The following is an 18,017-nucleotide window of genomic DNA, read 5'->3' on the forward strand; positions in this document are numbered from 1 at the left end:
CTGGCCTTGTTCTCTTGTCGTGTGACGTCGTGCTGCTCACGGCGCTCAGGTCGCTGCTTCGCTACGGCAACTCACCCGCGGCCTCTCTTTTTGTGTGACGTCGTGCCACTCACGGCGCTCAGGTCGCTGCTTCGCTACAGCAACTCACCCGCGGCCTCTTCGTCCTTGTACTGTCCCCACGCCGGCCCCTTTTCCAGCACCTTCTCCATAATCAGGTTGTGGCGCCACTTGCCCTTCTTCGGGCCGTACGTCATCTGCGCCATGGAGTGCAGGATTCCGACTTTCTGGAAACCACGCGATTCGTGGAGCTTCACGGAGGATTCGTTCTCGGGGAAAATGCTGGAGTGCATAGCCCAGTAGCCTTGCGATTCGGCGTCGCTAATCAAGTAATCCAGCAAGCTGCCGGCCACTCCGCGCCCCTTGGCATCGGCGGAAACGTAGATCGAATCCTCGATAACACCGCGAAAGACTTCGCGATGGCTCGCGGGCGTGGCGGTGATCCAACCGAGGACCTTGTCTCCGTCCACAGCCACGAACGCTAAATCCATGATGCGATGGTGTGAAAATCCCAACCAGTCGGGCGCCTCTCCTTCAAAAGTCGCCTGACCGGTATCCATTCCGGCCTGGAGAATGTCGCGGACTTGCGGATAGTCGCGCTCCGTCATCGGCCGAATATCAAATGATCTGTCCTGAGCGGATGTCATGCCAAAAATTGTGCCCTATGGGTGGTGGGCACCGCCACTTGGCGCCGGTGTGAGTGCACCCGAGGTCACTTTTTTAACCGACGCCCCGCTGCCCATCAGCCAGCCCATCTTTGGCTAGCCTTTTTCCAACAAGTCGGTTACCAATTCCGCGACCCGGGATCGTTCGGAGCGGGTGAGGGTGATATGTGCGAATAGTGGGTTGCCTTTGAGCTTCTCGATCACCGCCTGTATGCCGTCGTGCCTACCCACGCGAAGGTTGTCTCGCTGCGCCACATCGTGGGTCAGAACCACGCGAGAATTCCGGCCTAGGCGGGATAGCACGGTCAACAACACGTTGCGCTCGAGGGATTGTGCTTCATCAACGATGACAAAACTGTCGTTCAAGCTACGGCCACGAATGTGAGTGAGTGGCAGGACTTCCAGCATCCCGCGCGCGTCGATTTCCTCGAGTACATTTTCGCTGACCACTCCCTCGAGAGTGTCGTATACCGCCTGAGCCCATGGGTTCATTTTGTCTGATTCGCTGCCGGGCAGGTATCCCAAGTCTTGCCCACCCACGGCATACAGTGGCCGGAATACAACGATTTTGCGATGCGTACCGCGTTCCATCACCGCTTCCAGACCCGCGCATAGGGCGAGTGCAGACTTACCCGTACCTGCCGAACCGCCGAGCGATACAATGCCGACCTCTTCGTCGAGCAATAGATCTAGGGCGATGCGTTGCTGAGCACTGCGACCGCGAATGCCGAAGACCTCCAGGTCTGCCGGCACTTGACGCGCCCAACCATCACCGGTCGTGCGGGCCAGCGCGGATTGGCTGCCCGCAGTTAGTTGCAAGCCGCAGTGGATGGGTAACTCGTCAACTTCTTCCCCGTCGACGGTAAGCGCACCCGTGAGTTCGACCTCCGCTGTTTCGTACAGCTCATCAATGAGGTGGGACGGGACTTCTGCGCGGGCCATGCCCTTGTAACCTGTGAGGACCACGTCTTGAGCATGGTATTCGTCGGCATCCAATCCCACCGCGCCTGCTTTCACTCGCAGCGGTACGTCCTTCGTCACCAGCGTGACGTCGTGGCCCTCTGCGCGCAGGTTGAGGGCACATGCCAGAATGCGGTGATCATTGTCCTCGCCACGCAGGCCGCTGGGCAGGATCGACTGGTCGATGTGGTTGAGCTCCACGTGCACGGTTCCACCTTCGTCATTCACTGTGGTCGGAACATCCAAGCGCCCGGTGGAGTGACGAAAGTCCTCCAACAACCCTAGGGATTGGCGTGCAAACCATCCCAGCTCGGGGTGATGACGTTTTCCTTCCAATTCACTGATCACCACAACCGGCAGGATAATCCGGTGTTCTGCGAACTTCAGTAGCGCCCATGGATCAGAAAGCAACACGGACGTATCCAGAACATAAGTCTTCACCCCCTGCTCTGCTGCTTGTGAAGCCGAAGCTACTGGTGTGTGGACGGTGGTGTTGGCTGGCAGTGTCATGGAGGCAAAACTCCTCTTAACGGGATCTAGTCGGGGTGTTGGTCGCGCTGTGGCGACCCAACCTGTCCACCACCCGAAGCTAGAAGGCGCCAGTGGAAATTACATGTGTGAAAGATGAATAACTAGTTAACTCCCCTGAGACGCAGGAAACCCGACCATGAGGAGGGCTTTCCCTCCCCGCAGTCGGGGGAATCAAGTCTCACTTAAAGGTGAGACTTTTACATGCGACGGGGAATCGACTTAGCGATTCATCGTCGTTGCAGTGAACGTACCAGAGGCATCCTTAGCCCACTTCAGCACACCATTTTGGAAGGACTGGGTCCAGCCAGAACCAGCATCGCCCTTCTCAGGTGCGGTTGGCAGTCCCAGTTTGTTGTCCAAGCCACCTTCCTTCGCCCAGGTCTCACCGATCTTGCCCTTCAATGGCACAGCACCAGTGTCCTTGGAGTAGGTCATCCAACCCTTTTCAAACGTAGCTAGGACGTTGTTATCGTCCTCGTCCACGTCCTTCAGCATTCCGAAGGCACCTGCCTTGCCACCTGCGTTATCCCAAGCGGTCTTGATTTCAGCGGGCAGATCCTTCTCATCGTCGGACCCGCCCATGTCATCCGCGTCGCCATTCTTGTCATCGGCATCGTCGGCATCGGTCTTCTTTGCGCCAGTCATGGCGTCGTCGTCCTTGTCATCCTTATCGGACTCGGACGTAGCGGACTCCATTGCGGAACCAGCTGCGGACGTAGCAGAACCAGCAGCCTCACCAGCAGCGCTGGTGGCCTCATTGGCCTTGTTCTTCGCATCATTCTGCGCGTCATCGGAACACGCAGCTGCGCCCAGCAGCAGTGCAGATCCAGCAGCAATTGCGGCAAACTTACGACGTACGTTCATGGTTAATCCTCTTCTTTCGTCGTCTTTCGTTGAACCGTCACCATTCCTACCGAATTCTCAGGGCCCGGTGGGGTCTCAATCTATATTGTTATCAACTCTTAACCAACGTTCCCTGAGGTAGTAGCCACCCGTTTTCCGCTCTCAGCCTTTCCTTTTACGCTTTCCCTTCGCACCCACCTGGCGCGAACTACCCGCTTTTCTCCCCCGGCAAATCCCTACAAAATCCTGCACCTCATCGGCGTCCCTGTCTTTCCTCCACACCAACGCAACGCGTGTCCCGCCTACGCGAGGGGCGTCGAAAAGATCCCGATGCACAACCCCTGGCTGGTTAATCGCTCGCAGAAGGGGGCGCGGCGCAATGACCACCCCCACATTGGCCGCCACCACCTGCAATCCTTCGCGGACCTTCGCCAGATCGACCCGGCCCTGTGCGTCAGGTTCTGCATTAATTACCTCATCCTCGACATCCACCAACGTCGCACTCTCCACGACCTTCAACGGGTGATCCTTTGGCGCAGCAACTCCTAGCTGTTCGTCGTACAATCGCACTTCGTGCAGGTCACTCTCTTTCCCGCCGACGCCCCCTTGTTCCGCACTCGGCAACCGCACAATGGCAACATCGGCTGCGCCCGCCTGGACGTATTTGAGTGGGTCATCCGCCTGCGCCGATGCGATCTTCCAGCTGGGAATGCGCTCGTCATACCGGTTGAACCACTTATCGGGCTGCACCCCGGGACTATAGACAACGCGCAAGAATTGTTGAGGCATGATCAACATCTTAAAGTGGGGGTGTGACTAACGCAGAAAGCGGAAATTCCGCTACCCCACAGACCGAGGGCGCCTCAGCAGCATCGCGCTCAAAGAAGTCCGGACCACCCATGAAGCCCATGACCGCGGCTAAAAAACTGGGTATCTACCTGCCGGCAGCCCCGGCGGAATTCCAGAATTCTCCTCTTTCCCACGAGGATTTCGTCAGCTACCAAATTAAGCCGCCAGAATGGTTGCAGGAACTGCGCCGAGAAGGGCCGCATCCTCGCCCGGAGGTTGCTCGCCGTTTGGGCATCACTATCACGGCCCTGAAGAACAATCAGATGGATAAGCCGCTCACCACGACGGAGATCAAGGCGTTGCTGGAGGACCAGCCCGACTGGTTGCGGCAAGCTCGGCTGAGCTTGGCCCAGCAGAGAGAAGAACGTGGCGAGAGCTCCAAGCAGGAGGGCTAAACCCGACAGCACCGCGAGAGCTCCAAGCAGGAAAGCCAAACAGGACAACGAAAGAGGCGGGGTATCAGCAACGATTGTTGCTGATACCCCGCCTTTGGTCCTCAAGGTGACGAGCCTCAGAACCACCCGGTTACGCACTGACCTCCACCACCTTCGCATCGCGGTGCGATGACATCGTGCTGGTTTGTCATGGTTCCCGACAGGTGACGAGTCTGCCGGCAACCCCGTGCGAACTGAGTTCTTTTTCGATCTATCCACGCTCCGCCAAGTTCCCTTGGCTCCGACTGCCGCGCATGAGGAGGTAATTCTAACGACAATCGGCACACGAGTGCGCTCTTCAACGAGGAGAAGAAGCCCGCTGGCAAGCTACTCGAATGAATGGATAGGAATCCACAACTGCAGTGCGCCCCAGGTGACTAGCCTGTGACACAACGTCAGGTTAGCCAACCCTCAGTTCAGGTGTCAATATTTTCGCAACATTTTTGTTTTTTAATTGACACCCCACCCCCACTTACCCCCTAAATGATGCAACGCGTATCTGACATTGCTTTTTAAAGGCGTTACTATGTTTATAAACAATCAGAGACGCACGTCACACTTTAAGTAACGTTCGTATCTGGCCCACACCGTTACCGTGTGCAAAATAAAACTCTTGCGCACGTTTGACTATCACCTCTCGGAGGAAGCAATGAAGAACTACCTGCCACGTACCATCTTCGAAGAAGAGCACAACATGTTCCGCGAGGCCTGCCGCGCATTCGTCGAGGCAGAGGTTCGCCCGAACGTTGAGCGTTGGCACGACCAAGGCTACTGCGACCGCGATCTCTACAAGAAGGCCGGCCAGCAGGGCCTCCTGGGCGTTATGGCCCCAGAAGAGTTCGGCGGCGGCGGAATGGGCGACGACTACCGGTTTAACGCGATCCTGTCTGAGGAGCTCGCAAATGCAGACTCCGGCTCCGTCATCGTGGGCATCCAGACCATCAACGACCTGGTAATCCCATACCTCACCCGGTTCGGCAACGATGACCAGAAGGAGCGCTTCCTCAAACCACTGTGCGCTGGCGACAAGATCGCCGCTCTGGCAATGACCGAGCCTGGCGCAGGCGCTGACCTCGCTGGCATCCGTTCTTTCGCACGCAAGGACGACAACGGCGACTACATCCTCAACGGCTCTAAGACCTTCATCTCCAATGGCGTTCAGGCTGACTTCACCCTCGTTGTCGCCGTCACCAACCCAGAAGCAGGTCGCGCTGGCGTTTCCATGCTGATCATCGAAGATGGCATGGAGGGTTACACCAAGACCGGCCCTCTGAAGAAGGTCGGCTTGAAGTCTCAGGACACCGCCGAGCTGTCCTTCGAGGACGTTCGCATTCCGAAGGAGAACCTGCTGGGCGAAGAGGGCGCTGCTTTCGGCTACCTGCGCACCAACCTGGCTCAGGAGCGCCTGTCCATCGCCGTCGGTTCCATCGCTACCTCCCGCCGTGCGTTCGACTTGGTTTACAAGCACTCCCAGGACCGCAAGACCTTCGGCAACCGTCTGGTTGACCACCAGGCATACCGATGGGAGCTGGCTAAGATGGCTACCGCTATCCAGGCCGCACAGTCCTTCGTGGATGCAGCCATCATGGAAAAGGTCGAGGGCAAGCTCGACGAGGTTACCGGTGCCATGGCTAAGTACCACACCACCGAGCTACAGATTGAGGTCGTTAATAAGGCTCTGCAGATGCATGGTGGTTACGGCTTCATGATGGAGTACCCAATCGCTACCCACTACCTGGACTCCCGCGTCCAGCCAATCTACGGTGGCCCGAACGAAATCATGATCGAGATCATCTCTCGCCGTCTAGCCAAGGGCGACCAGTAGTCACCCTCCCCCACGCCCCTCACCTGTTGATTCAGGTTGGGGGCGTTCTTCTTTTTCTTCACTTATTTTACCCTGCAGGGTATATTCGCTCGAGTACAAGCACGAAACGCTCAGCCTGCCGTTTGATCGGTAGATAGACTATTTTTCACGCGCCGACCATCGAGGAAGGATGTCATCCGCATGAAACTCGATCCTGAAACCCTCACTCCCGCACTCAACCGCCTCAAGCGGGCACGAGGCCAACTAGATGCCGTCATTCGCATGATAGAAGAAGAACGCGATTGCCAAGACATCGTCACCCAACTCGCGGCCGCATCTAAAGCGATCGACCGCGCGGGTTTCAACATCGTGGCCACTGGCCTACAGGAATGCTTGGCATCCGATAATCCTGACATGGACCCAGCCAAGCTGGAAAAAATGTTTCTCAGCCTGGCTTAGAAAATCTCCAGTCCGCACAGCCCCCCCGACCGTCTTAAGTGGCGACAGTGACTGCAGGACCCTAACACCCCGGCCCCGCTATGCCTCCACCAGCGCCACGTACGCCGCAATGCTGATTAAGAACACCCCAAAGGCCGCCCGCAGCGCACGCGCGGGCACTTTCGAGGAGAACGCCGCACCGGACAAAACCCCCACGATCACCATCGCCATCACCGGGGCGACAGTCGGGATGTCCACAAGCAGAATCTGGTCGCCCCGAAGCACCAGGGCGACCACCGTGTTAATGAAAATCACCAACAGGGATGTCCCCACCGCCTTTTGCATTGGCAGAGCCAAGGCCATCGTCAACGCGGGCACAATGAGGAAACCACCGCCCACACCAAAGAATCCCGTCAGAAATCCCACGGCGACGGCCGCGCTGGCAAACAACACCGGCCGGTCGGGTATCCACGTTGATCTGTAGGAATACGCCTGGCTACCCACTGCCGTGGCAACGGCGCCAGCCCCAGAGGTGGTTGTTGTAGTGCGTGGCGTGGCGTCGGTAAACCCTTGCCTAGAGCTCCAGACACCCCGCAACATCAGAACGGCGACAAGAACCAACAACGCCGCGAAATACAGCATAAAGTGGGCACCGGAAACGCGATGCGCCACGGAGGTTGCAGCCACCGAGCCGACAATGCCCAGCACACCAAAGGCGACCCCGCGAGGGACCAGCACGTGCCCCTGCCGCAGGTGAGTCGCCCCACCGACAACGGCCCCCACCGCCACAACGGCGAGGGAGGCCACCACAGCCTGGGTGTGCTCCATGCGCAGGCCGTACACGAACAGTGGGATGGCCAAAATGGCCCCGCCACCGCCGAGTAGCCCCATGAGAAGCCCGATGGCCAAGCCACCAGCAATTCCCAGTAGCACCGCGCCCTCCCTTTAGATTCCGCGGTAGTCAGCAGGGCGCTTTTCGACGAACGCGGTGATGGCCTCTAGGTGGTCTGCGGTCTTGGCCAGTCGCGCCTGCGCGTCGGCTTCAGCCGCCGCGGCATTTTCAACTAGGTCGGCGCGGGTCACCAGCCCCTTCATCTCCTTGTAGGCGGCGGTCGGGCCCTTTGCGAATTTCGACGCCACGCTGGCCACCGTCTCACGCAAATCTTGGGGCTCAACCACCCCGGTGACAAGGTCCAAGCTCTGTGCCCGCGGCGCGTCGATTTTTTCGTCAAGAAGTAGCACTTCGAGGGCCTTGGAGCGGCCCAAGCGTTGCACCAGGGATTCCGATAACCCCGAATCCGCAGCTAAGCCCACGCCAGTGAAAGCAGCTTTGAAGGAAGCCTGCGTGGACATGTAACGCAGATCGCAGGCCATGGCGATCGCCCAGCCAGCGCCAGCGGCTGGGCCTGCGATCTCAGCGATCACGGGTACCGGGATGGAGAGCAGTGCGGCCATCATCGGGTTGTATTCCTCAACCACTTTGCCCATGCCCGCACCGGTCTTCATGTGTTCCAGTTGTTCCTTGAGATCCTGCCCAGTGCAGAAGGATTTCCCCTCGGCGCGCACCACAACGGCGCGCACAGCTGGCGACTCGGTATCTTCTCCTGCTCGGGGTGCGCCGGCATCGCGGGCGGCCTCAGCGAACGCGTCCTTGAGTGCAAGGCGTAGGTCCTTATTGAGACTGTTGTACGCTTCCGGACGATGAATGGTGATGGTGCGCACACCGTCTTCCGTGCGCACCTGGACGAGCGAGTTTGTCATGTATCACACGCTACCAGCCCAACCAGACACGGCTGGGCGCTCACACCGGAACGCGGAAGCTAAACCAGCTTCCAGTCCTCGAGGCCTTCGTACAGTGGGAAGTCAGCTGCGACCTTCTCCACGCGCTGGCGCAGAGCCGCGGTATCGGCGCTTTTACCAGCGGAAAGAGCGGTACCGATGATGTCGGCTACCTCGGTAAACGCTGCGGCATCCAGACCGCGCGAAGCTAGCGCTGAAGAGCCGATTCGCAAACCGGAAGTGACCATCGGTGGGCGTGGGTCGAAAGGCACGGCGTTGCGGTTGACCGTGATGCCAACCTCGTGCAGCAGATCCTCCGCCTGCTGACCATCCAGTTCGGAATTGCGCAGATCAGCCAGAACCAAGTGCACATCCGTGCCACCGGTGAGAACCTGCACACCTGCATCCTTGGCATCCTGGGCAGTCAACCGCTCGGCCAAGATCTTGGCGCCTTCCAGGGTGCGGGCCTGACGATCGCGGAACTCATCGGTCTGCGCCACCTTCATAGCCACTGCCTTCGCGGCCACAGCGTGCATGAGTGGACCGCCCTGCTGGCCAGGGAACACTGCGGAGTTGAGCTTCTTAGCCCACTCCTGCTTCGCCAAAATCATGCCCGAACGCGGTCCGCCCAGCGTCTTGTGCACGGTGGTGGAAACCACATCTGCGTGTGGAACCGGGGATGGGTGCAACTCAGCGGCAACCAAACCAGCGAAGTGGGCCATATCAACCCACAACTTCGCCCCAACTTCATCCGCGATGGACTTGAAGGCCGCGAAGTCCTGGTGGCGCGGGTAGGCGGACCAACCAGCGATCAGAACCTGTGGCTTCTCCGCCAAGGCCTGCTCGCGAATCTTGTCCATGTCCAAGCGCATGGTCTCTGGATCAACCTCGTATGCAGCAACCTCGTAGAGCTTGCCGGAAAAGTTCAAGTGCATACCGTGGGTCAGGTGCCCACCGTGAGCGAGGGACAGACCCATGATCTTGTCACCAGGGTTCGCCAGGGCCATAAGAACCGCAGCGTTGGCCTGCGCACCAGCGTGGGGCTGAACGTTGACGAACTCTGCACCAAAGACGGCCTTAGCACGGTCACGCGCTAGGTCCTCGACAACATCCACGTGCTCACAGCCACCGTAGTAACGGCGGCCGGGGTAGCCTTCCGCGTACTTGTTCGTCAACACGGATCCTTGTGCCTGCAACACCGCACGTGGCACGAAGTTTTCGCTGGCAATCATCTCCAGGGTGCCACGCTGGCGCCCCAATTCACCAGCGAGCGCCTGTGCAACCTCGGGATCGAGCTCAGCCAGCGGAGTATTGTGCTGACGGGCGTTATTGCCCGCGGCGGAATTGGACGGAGAAGTCATGTGTCTGAAGAGCCTTTCAATTGATGCTTTTTGCGACTAGTTCAGTCTAGCTGGTCTGCTATAACACCGGCGTTTTGCACCCGCATCGCCCCCTCCCAATCACCCTTGCCTCCGCACATCATGCGCCACCACCCCACCAGGCTTAACAGTCATTTCAGAATTAGGACCCGACCGTGCACAATGTGTCCTATGAGTTCCCCCAGCCCCTACATTGAGCTGGACCGCGAGCAGTGGCGAAAACTGCGCAAGTCCATGCCCCAAGTCCTTACCGAGGATGAACTGGAGCAGCTTCGCGGCATCGGCGATGAGATCGACCTCGAAGAGGTCTCCGAGGTCTACCTGCCGTTGTCGCGTCTCATCAATCTGCGTGTACAGGCCCACCGCCGGCTCAACCAGGTCACGGAGACCTTCTTGGGGGAACCCGTTCCACCCATTCCGTACATCATCGGCGTCTCTGGCTCCGTGGCAGTCGGCAAATCAACTACTGCCCGTGTGCTTCAGGTTCTGTTGCAGCGTTGGGAATCTTCACCAAACGTGGATCTCGTCACCACCGATGGTTTCCTCCTCCCCACTGCCGAGCTTGAAAGACGCCGGATTTTGCACCGCAAGGGTTTCCCAGAATCCTACGATCAGGCAGCTCTGTTGGATTTTGTCACACGGGTGAAGTCCGGCACCCGTAATGTGAAGGCCCCCGTGTATTCGCACGAGGCTTACGACCGCATCCCGGGAGAATACATCACCGTAGATGCCCCTGACATCCTCATTTTGGAAGGCCTTAACGTACTGCAGACAGGGCCTACCCTGATGGTTTCGGACCTCTTCGATTTTTCTGTCTACGTCGATGCCCGGCGCGAGGACGTCGAGGACTGGTACATCGATCGCTTCTTGCGACTGAAGAACACTGCGTTCAAGGACCCGCGCGCCCACTTCCACCACTTCGCGGAGCTCACGGACGAGGAAGCCACCGTCATTGCTCGTGAGATCTGGCAGACTGTGAACCTTCCCAACCTCATGGAAAATGTACTGCCCACCCGCGTGCGCGCCTCTCTAGTGCTACGCAAGGGTGCCGATCACTCGGTGCAAAAGGTGCGCATGCGCAAGATTTAGTAGGGCTGTTCCGCATAGTGGGCCCACAGCGCCTTTTTATCCCGACGCCGCCCCGCGCCATGCCGTCACAAGCCGAAGCGGCGGTGACGCTGGGAGTATTCGCGAAGGGCACGCAAAAAATCGACTCTGCGGAATGCCGGCCAATAAGTATCCGTGAACCAGATTTCCGAATAGGCCGACTGCCAAAGCAAAAAGCCGGACAGCCGCTGTTCCCCAGACGTGCGGATCACCAAGTCCGGATCCGGTTGGTCCGAGGTATACATGTGCTCCCCCAGCGCCTCTGCGGTGATCTGGAAAGCAATGTCTTCAGCTGGAACCCCGCGCCCAGCCAGTTGCCGTACCAGCTGCTGCACGGCGTCGACAATCTCCTGCCTGCCCCCGTAGCCCACCGCAATGTTTACGCGTACGCCGGTGTGATCCTTGGTGAGTTCTTGGTTTTTTTGCAGGCGAGTCCGCAGCGCTTCGGGCAACAAATCGAGCTGGCCTACGCAGCGCAAACGAAAATCGGACTCGTGACCGGCCAGTTCTTCGGAGACTTCACCGATGATATCGCAAAGTAACGACAGTTCTTCCTCGCTGCGCTTGAGGTTTTCGGTGGACAGTAGATAGACCGTGACGTTCGGAATGCCTAGCTCATCGCACCACGAACAGAGCTCGGCGATTTTCTGTGCACCCACGCGGTGGCCGTGGGATACGTCAGTGAAACCGTTTTCCCGGGCCCACCTACGATTGCCGTCAGCCATGATGGCGACGTGTTGAGGCTGCGGCTTATCGCGCAACTCGCGGGCGAGTTGCGCTTCATAAGCTGGGTACAGCAATCGCGGGATCTTTTTCACGGCACCGATCTTACTGTGCTTCTCCACGGTATTTGGGACGCAATCCCATTAGGGTCTTACTTGCCTGTTGAGACCGCCGTGTCACCGACGATCTTCGGGGGTACCCCCGAGATCAGTTGCATTATCCCCACGCTCGGTTGAGCTGTCCCCATCGCGGTGAGGTCGGGCATGCCGTTCCGCATCGATGGCAGCAGGGCCGGTGAGGGTGCCAGATGAGGGTTCGAAACGCTCATCAGTGACGGGCACCTCAGTGCGGGCGAACATTGCGGAGCGCCCAGCGGTTTCGTCGAACCCTTCCTCCTTCATCCGTCGCTCCAAGGTTTCGGTATCGAACAGGTCGATGCCGTGCTTATCGGCAAAAGCCCGGCGGCGCTCCATGCGACGGATTCGCTTGTTCATAGCGAACCCCAGCAGAAGTACGACCAGCAAAAGCGCGACAATAACAAACAGCCCTACAGGTGCTGCTTTGCCAAATTCTGCTCCCATTGGGCCCGATTTTTCGGCTTGGGCAACAACCCACGTTTGGATGCCCTCCATTGGAGCAAAACTACCGGTCTGGTTGGTGCCGAAGTTGATGGACGCAGGCACGGCAGATGGCGCATCCACTAGTGGCAGTGCGCTGAGGGTGAGGGTGTTCATGGGGTGCAATCATTCCTTACAGCGAAAGCATCAGGGTTGGTATTAGGCGGTGCTTGCTACTTAAGCATTGTCGTCGCTGGCTAGGCCGGCAAACAAATCATCTTCGGGTAGTTCGGTGTGAACGCGGGTTTCGGCGAGCTCAAACTCTTCCGTCGGCCAGATTTCGCGTTGGATATCAGGATCGCCGATGAAGAACTGGCCTTGCGGATCAACTTGGGTCGCGTGAGCACGAAGGGCATCATCCCGCCGTTCAAACCAATCACCGACATTCACCCGAGTGGTTACGCGGTTCAGGATGTCTGGAAACCTCTTCGTAAAGCTTAAGAACTGCACGACCGACCCGGGGAGTTCGACTCCGCGGTGCGCGAGGGCGTCGGCCAGAAGTTCAAAACGCTGCCGAATGAAACCGTGGGTGTAGTAGAGCTTTTTGATCTCCCAGGGCTCACCGAGTTCTGGGTGATAACTGGGATCGGCGGCGGCTTCCCATGCACGCATGGATACCGCGTGTACCTTGATGTGATCCGGGTGTGGGTATCCTCCGTTTTCGTCGTAGGTGATGATGACGTGGGGGCGGAAATCGCGCACAACTTTCACCACGCGCTGGGTAACCTCGTCAGTATCCTCGAGCGCAAAGCAACCATCCGGCAATGGTGGCGGCGGGTCACCTTCGGGCAGGCCCGAATCGACGTATCCCAACCATTCGTGTTCCACGCCGAGGATGCCGGCAGCTTTTGCCATCTCTTCTTTACGGACGGGGACGATATCTTCGACCGGCTCCATCGATGGATTGAGGATGTCGCCGCGTTCGCCGCCCGTGCAGGTGAGCACCTTCACGCGATGGCCCTCATCAATGTAACGGGCCATGGTGGCTGCACCCTTGCTCGATTCGTCATCGGGGTGCGCATGAATAGCCAGCAAACGGTAGGTATTCACAATTCTCCAATCCGATCGTTATACCGTTACAAACTTACTCTGCTGCCGGGAACATTCTGAAACGACCGACAGGCTGCAGGTAGAACGTAGGAAGCATTCCCCGTGGGTTACGATGGAGCCATCATGGATGCAGTGAATTCCCCAGACCCTCGCGAGCGCTCGAACTCCGCTGTCCCCAAAGCCGCCCGTTACCGCCAAAGTCAGGCGAAGAAAATGGACGAGCGCTACGGCAACGAACGCTCCAACAAATTTGCCGGTCGCTTGATGGTCGTAGTGTTGCTGGCGATTCTCGTTGCTGCAGCGATTTACATTGTCTCGCAATTCCTCAACACCACCTCGGCGGATGTCACGGCGGTGGAATCGGGTGGCAAGGTTGTCTCCGCGGAACAACTCAGCATGAGCGTGGACGTCACTCGCTCTGATGCCTCGAAACCGGCGTACTGCATTGTGACCGCACTGGACTACGACAAAAACGAGGTTGGCCGCCGGGAATTCTTGATCCCCGCTGGCGGAGCGGAAGTTACGCGTTGGCAGGTAGAAATCAATACCCGCAAGGAAGCCTACGCAGCGACCGTCTACGGTTGTTCCTCGACCATCCCCACGCACCTGCAGGGCTAAAGGGCACGGGCATTTTCTACGGTTGGCGTTGCGACGTCTCACTGCGGGTTGAGCGTTAACCTCCGAAGCTTTAGCGCGAGAGTTTTCTACGGTTGGCGGTGCGACGTTTCACCGCGGGGCCACCACTGCGTTTTGCGCCTAGCGAGCTACAGCGTTTGATGATGACCAACCGCAGCGTATGTTGACGGCAGGCCACGGTGATTGATGATGACCAACCGCAGCGTATGTTGACGACAACACCGTATAGCTCCGTTGTGGGTACACCGTGGATGCAGGAGCATGCATTACCCTGCTACCTTTAGACCCGTATTAGACATAACCTCACTGTGCACATGATCGTGGCGATACCATCGATCAACGCAATAGCGCCCACGCACATAGCCCTCGAACACTAGGAAGGCACATACCATGGCTGATAACCAGACGAACTGGCTTACCCAAGAATCTTACGACCGCCTGAACGCTGAACTCACGGCCTTGAAGGAGAACCGTCCGGTTCTGGCAGCTGAGATCAACGAGCGCCGCGAAGAGGGTGATCTCAAGGAAAACGGTGGGTACCACGCTGCTCGTGAGCAACAAGGCCAGGAAGAAGCCCGCATTGCTTACCTAGAAGAGCTGCTGGACAACGCCACCATCGGCGAGGCCCCGCAGGAGTCCGGTGTGGCCCTGGTCGGCTCCGTCATCCACGTCTACTATGACGATGACGAGGACGATAAGGAGACCTTCCTGATCGGTACCCGCGGCCTTGAGTCCTCCAACCCCGATTTGGAGACCTACTCCACCGACGCCCCGCTGGGCGCGGCCATCGTTGGTGCAAAGGTGGGCGAATCCCGCGAGTACCAGACTCCAAACGGCGATACCGTCAAGGTCACGATCGTTTCGGCTGAGCCATACGACCCCGATCTGGATATCCCCCGCGATCAGCAGTAAGCACCATCTCGGTCATATACCCCGCCCTGTCGTCCCCAGTAGGCGGATAAACCCCACCCCATTGGGAGGCATGATACTGTTCGGCAGCGCCGCAGACTTGATCGGTTGAGCGCAGGCTAGCGCGCACAAAGGGAGGGTGCCCACCGCAACCGCGGTGGGCACCCTCCCTTTCATTCGCTGTGGTGGCTAGTCGTCGTGTTCGCTCGGCAACGTTCACGCGAAGCTTCACGCACTCTCATCGCCGAGCACGCTAAGCCCCTCACGCACTCTCATCGCCGAGCACGCTAGGCCTCACGCACTCTCATCGCTGAGCACGCTAGGCCTCACGCAGACGAGCCGTGGTGTTCGCTAAGCGACACGCTCGCTCGTCCCCACCGGCGCACTAATCGTTTTGCAAGTACGAGAGCATGCGCAGGATCTCGGTGTACAGCCAGACCAAGGTGACGGCCAGGCCCAGAGCCACGCCCCATGCCGTCTTGGATGGAGCACCAGAGCGGATCAGGCGATCGGCTTGGTCGAAGTCCAGCAGGAAGCTCATAGCTGCCAGGCCGATGCAGACCAAGGAGAAGATCCAGGCGATAGGACCACCATCGCGCAGTGGGCCCGCACCATCGGTGAACAGGGCAAACACGAGGTTACCCAGGGCAAGAACCAGCACACCGATCATCGCTCCCACCATGAAGCGTGTGAACTTCGGGGTCACGCGAATGGCACCGGACTTGTAGACGAAGAGCATGCCGACGAACACACCGATGGTTCCCAGGATCGCCTGGGAGATCAACGCGCCGGCATTCACGCCGCTGACCGCAACGTTCGCCACGATCCAACTAAAACCACCGACAAACAAACCCTCAAATGCTGCGTAGATCAAGGTCACTGCAGCAGAACCATACTTGTTGCCGAAGGTAGCCACCATGACGGTGATAAGGCCGCCGATCATGCCCACGAAGAACAGGATCGGCGCCAGAGCGGACTCCATGCTGAACAGGAAGTACTCCACGATCGCGAAGGCGATGATCACACCCAACGTCATGCTGGTCTTCGCGACAACATCATCCACAGTCATGGGGCGGTCGGAAACACCGGCTGCACCGAAGTTCGGAGAGTGTTGAACGTTGTCCATACCCTGGTGCACGGTAGCGGTTTGCGTAGCGCCGTAGGCCGAGGTTGCGTAGGGGTTGGCTGGGTTAAACCCCTGCTGTCCCTGTCCCCCTTGCTGCCCGGATTGAGCGAAGGGGTGCTGGCTCGTGTTCTTGGCTAGCGACCCCATAAACGGATTGGAAGTTTTCATCATCTTCACTTTCTGAGTCTCTGTTTACAGTGGATCTGCTGGTCAGTACATGTTCCACTGTTCTTGCGATCAAAAAATCTTATGATCGAAGAACCTTACGTCCAGTGTAACGATTGACGTGGCGATTTAGTTCCCGCATCTCCGGGGTTTTCTTGTGAACCTCTTCGCCACGGATCCCCGGAAAGTGCAGAGGAGCGCTGGTGGGAGCGGCGCGTGGCGTCGACCCACAAAGAGATAAAAATAGGCAAAGCGTATCGTCAGATTCCACCGCGGGGGGTCGATAGTTAGGTAATGTGCACAACATGACACCTAAGCGACTATCCGTTGGCCCCCTGCCCGAAGAGCTAGCAACTGAGCTGCGCAATCTGACAGTAAATACTCGGCACAACAATCTCGACCCATCCGGCGATACACAAACTATCGAGACCCCTTTCACCGGCGAGCAGATCTCGTGGGTTGGCAAAGGTACCGAAGAGGATGTAACCGAAGCCTTCGCCGTCGCCCGTCGCGCACAGCGTTCGTGGGTGCACGTTCCGTTTTCTGAGCGCAAGCGCATTTTCTTGCGCTTCCACGACCTGCTGCTGCGTAATCGCGAGCTGGTGACGGATATGATCCAGCTAGAAACCGGCAAGAACCGCCCCAGCGCGTTCGATGAGGTCCTGGACATCGCCAACAACGCGCGTTACTACGCTAATCACGCCGAAAAGTTCATGTCCCCACGCAAACGCCGTGCGGCCATGCCCGTCATGATCAAGTCGCGCGAATACCGCCACCCTTTGGGCGTGGTTGGTCAGATTTCGCCGTGGAACTACCCGCTGTCCCTCAGCATCGGTGATGCCATTCCGGCCCTTCTGGCCGGCAACGCCGTAGTTGCTAAGCCGGATTCCAACACTCCTTTTACTGCCCTGTTGGCCTTCAAACTTCTTTTCGACGCCGGGCTGCCCCGCGATCTCGTGCAGCTGGTTACCGGTTCGGGCCGGGTGGTGGGCACCGCAATTTCCGAGCAATGTGATTTCCTGATGTTCACGGGCTCCACGGCAACGGGCAAGATCCTGGGTGAGACGATGGGCCGTCGCCTGGTGGGATACTCCGCTGAGCTGGGTGGTAAGAACCCGCTGATCATCGCGAATGATGCAAAGATGGATTACACCGTTCGCGGAGCCCTTGATGCGTGCTTCTCGAACTCCGGCCAGTTGTGTGTCTCGATTGAGCGTATTTACGTGGAGCGGGATACCTATTCGGAATTCGTCGGTAAGTTCAGCGACGCGGTTAAGGCCATGTCCATCGGGCCGGGATTCGAGTGGGAGGTCCAGATGGGGTCGCTTGCCTCCCAGCAACAACTGGATACCGTAACGAAGTACGTGGAAGATGCCCGCGACAAGGGAGCCACCATCGTCGCCGGCGGTCGCCACCGTCCTGACCTGGGCCCTTACTTCTACGAACCAACCGTCCTGACCGATGTTCCAGAGGACGCACTATTGCGCACTGAGGAAGTCTTCGGCCCCGTGGTGTACATCGAGCCGGTAGAAGATGTGTACGAGGCCATCGAGAAGGCCAATGACACAACCTACGGGTTGAATGCTTCCGTTTTCGGTTCTTCCGAGACCGCGTGGCGTGTGGCACCGCATGTCGAAGCCGGCTCGGTGGCCATTAACGATGGCTACACCACCGCATGGGCCGCGATCGATAACCCGATGGGGGGTCGCAAGGAATCCGGCGTGTCCCACCGCCATGGCGAAGAAGGACTGATCAAGTACACCGCCTCCCAAAACATTTCCGAGCAGCGCTTCATGTACTTCCGCGGCCCGGAGAGCCTAAAGCGCAAGACGTACGCTGCCGTGATGTCAAAGGCACTGCTGCTGGGTAAGGCTTTCAAGGTTCTGCCTTAGTCCGAGGAACCGGGGGTGGGGCGCCCCGCGCAGCCAAGGTGCGGGGGATAAGC

At 58.5% G+C, this 18,017-nt stretch carries 18 protein-coding genes; 7 read left to right on the forward strand and 11 right to left on the reverse strand.

Translation table 11 applies throughout. The features are described from left to right. Positions 1-134: 134 nt before the first annotated feature. From CAURIC_RS07455 to CAURIC_RS07470, 4 genes are all read right to left on the reverse strand, one after another. Entirely contained in the window at positions 135-704 is a 570-nt protein-coding gene (locus CAURIC_RS07455) for a GNAT family N-acetyltransferase (RefSeq protein ID WP_035116197.1), read from the reverse strand. 114 nt (positions 705-818) lie between these two features. Then, the gene (phoH2, locus tag CAURIC_RS07460) at positions 819-2,192 is read right to left on the reverse strand and encodes an RNA 5'-3' helicase PhoH2 (protein ID WP_265913848.1); all 1,374 of its coding nucleotides are present in this window, start codon (positions 2,190-2,192) and stop codon (positions 819-821) included. Between the two features lie 240 nt (positions 2,193-2,432). Next, positions 2,433-3,077, reverse strand: a complete 645-nt coding sequence (locus CAURIC_RS07465; protein WP_290182336.1) for an LGFP repeat-containing protein — start codon at positions 3,075-3,077, stop codon at positions 2,433-2,435. 141 nt (positions 3,078-3,218) lie between these two features. Further along, entirely contained in the window at positions 3,219-3,845 is a 627-nt protein-coding gene (locus CAURIC_RS07470; protein WP_235700852.1) for a LysR family transcriptional regulator substrate-binding protein, read from the reverse strand. Between the two features lie 110 nt (positions 3,846-3,955). Between CAURIC_RS07470 and CAURIC_RS07475 the strand changes: the two genes are divergently transcribed. The 3 genes from CAURIC_RS07475 (at position 3,956) to CAURIC_RS07485 (ending at position 6,602) form a co-directional block, all read left to right on the forward strand. Beyond that, complete coding sequence (locus CAURIC_RS07475) at positions 3,956-4,300, forward strand: DUF5997 family protein (protein ID WP_290183423.1); 345 nt, start codon at positions 3,956-3,958, stop codon at positions 4,298-4,300. 688 nt (positions 4,301-4,988) lie between these two features. Further along, positions 4,989-6,164, forward strand: a complete 1,176-nt coding sequence (locus CAURIC_RS07480) for an acyl-CoA dehydrogenase family protein (protein WP_035116193.1) — start codon at positions 4,989-4,991, stop codon at positions 6,162-6,164. 180 nt (positions 6,165-6,344) lie between these two features. Then, positions 6,345-6,602 (forward strand): metal-sensitive transcriptional regulator, encoded by a 258-nt coding sequence (locus CAURIC_RS07485; protein ID WP_035116191.1) that lies wholly within the window; start codon positions 6,345-6,347, stop codon positions 6,600-6,602. A gap of 78 nt (positions 6,603-6,680) precedes the next feature. Here the strand turns inward: CAURIC_RS07485 and CAURIC_RS07490 are convergent, their stop codons facing one another. From CAURIC_RS07490 to glyA, 3 genes are read right to left on the reverse strand one after another with little or no spacing between them, the layout of a single operon-like run. After that, entirely contained in the window at positions 6,681-7,514 is an 834-nt protein-coding gene (locus CAURIC_RS07490) for a sulfite exporter TauE/SafE family protein (protein ID WP_035116189.1), read from the reverse strand. Between the two features lie 12 nt (positions 7,515-7,526). Then, positions 7,527-8,342: an enoyl-CoA hydratase-related protein gene (locus CAURIC_RS07495; protein ID WP_035116187.1), complete on the reverse strand. Its 816-nt coding sequence runs from the start codon at positions 8,340-8,342 to the stop codon at positions 7,527-7,529. 59 nt (positions 8,343-8,401) lie between these two features. After that, complete coding sequence (gene glyA, locus CAURIC_RS07500; protein WP_052095219.1) at positions 8,402-9,721, reverse strand: serine hydroxymethyltransferase; 1,320 nt, start codon at positions 9,719-9,721, stop codon at positions 8,402-8,404. A gap of 180 nt (positions 9,722-9,901) precedes the next feature. Between glyA and coaA the strand changes: the two genes are divergently transcribed. Continuing rightward, positions 9,902-10,828 carry a type I pantothenate kinase gene (coaA, locus tag CAURIC_RS07505; protein WP_035116185.1) on the forward strand — a complete coding sequence of 309 codons (927 nt, stop codon included), beginning with the start codon at positions 9,902-9,904 and terminating at the stop codon, positions 10,826-10,828. A 65-nt stretch (positions 10,829-10,893) separates the two neighbouring features. Here coaA and CAURIC_RS07510 read toward each other — a convergent pair whose 3' ends face one another. From CAURIC_RS07510 to mca, 3 genes are all read right to left on the reverse strand, one after another. Beyond that, positions 10,894-11,664, reverse strand: coding sequence for an isoprenyl transferase (locus tag CAURIC_RS07510; RefSeq protein ID WP_035116218.1), 771 nt, complete (start codon positions 11,662-11,664; stop codon positions 10,894-10,896). Positions 11,665-11,745: 81 nt separating this feature from the next. After that, positions 11,746-12,303, reverse strand: coding sequence for a hypothetical protein (locus CAURIC_RS07515; protein ID WP_265913844.1), 558 nt, complete (start codon positions 12,301-12,303; stop codon positions 11,746-11,748). A 60-nt stretch (positions 12,304-12,363) separates the two neighbouring features. Next, positions 12,364-13,236, reverse strand: a complete 873-nt coding sequence (mca, locus tag CAURIC_RS07520; protein WP_035116182.1) for a mycothiol conjugate amidase Mca — start codon at positions 13,234-13,236, stop codon at positions 12,364-12,366. A gap of 102 nt (positions 13,237-13,338) precedes the next feature. Here mca and CAURIC_RS07525 point away from each other — a divergent pair, with 102 nt between their 5' ends. Both CAURIC_RS07525 and greA read left to right on the forward strand, forming a co-directional pair. Next, a complete protein-coding gene (locus CAURIC_RS07525) occupies positions 13,339-13,854 on the forward strand; it encodes a DUF4307 domain-containing protein (protein WP_235700850.1) in 516 nt (171 codons plus the stop codon). A 408-nt stretch (positions 13,855-14,262) separates the two neighbouring features. Next, on the forward strand, positions 14,263-14,784 hold the full coding sequence (gene greA / locus CAURIC_RS07530; protein WP_070434693.1) for a transcription elongation factor GreA: 522 nt from the start codon (positions 14,263-14,265) through the stop codon (positions 14,782-14,784). Positions 14,785-15,166: 382 nt separating this feature from the next. On the opposite strand, the gene CAURIC_RS07535 is transcribed toward greA, so the two are convergent. Then, positions 15,167-16,075 carry a Bax inhibitor-1/YccA family protein gene (locus tag CAURIC_RS07535; protein WP_265913998.1) on the reverse strand — a complete coding sequence of 303 codons (909 nt, stop codon included), beginning with the start codon at positions 16,073-16,075 and terminating at the stop codon, positions 15,167-15,169. A gap of 302 nt (positions 16,076-16,377) precedes the next feature. Here CAURIC_RS07535 and CAURIC_RS07540 point away from each other — a divergent pair, with 302 nt between their 5' ends. Continuing rightward, positions 16,378-17,964, forward strand: coding sequence for a succinic semialdehyde dehydrogenase (locus CAURIC_RS07540; protein ID WP_035116180.1), 1,587 nt, complete (start codon positions 16,378-16,380; stop codon positions 17,962-17,964). Positions 17,965-18,017 lie beyond the last annotated feature (53 nt).

Origin of the sequence: Corynebacterium auriscanis (genome assembly GCF_030408435.1) — a bacterium.
GTDB lineage: Bacteria > Actinomycetota > Actinomycetes > Mycobacteriales > Mycobacteriaceae > Corynebacterium > Corynebacterium auriscanis.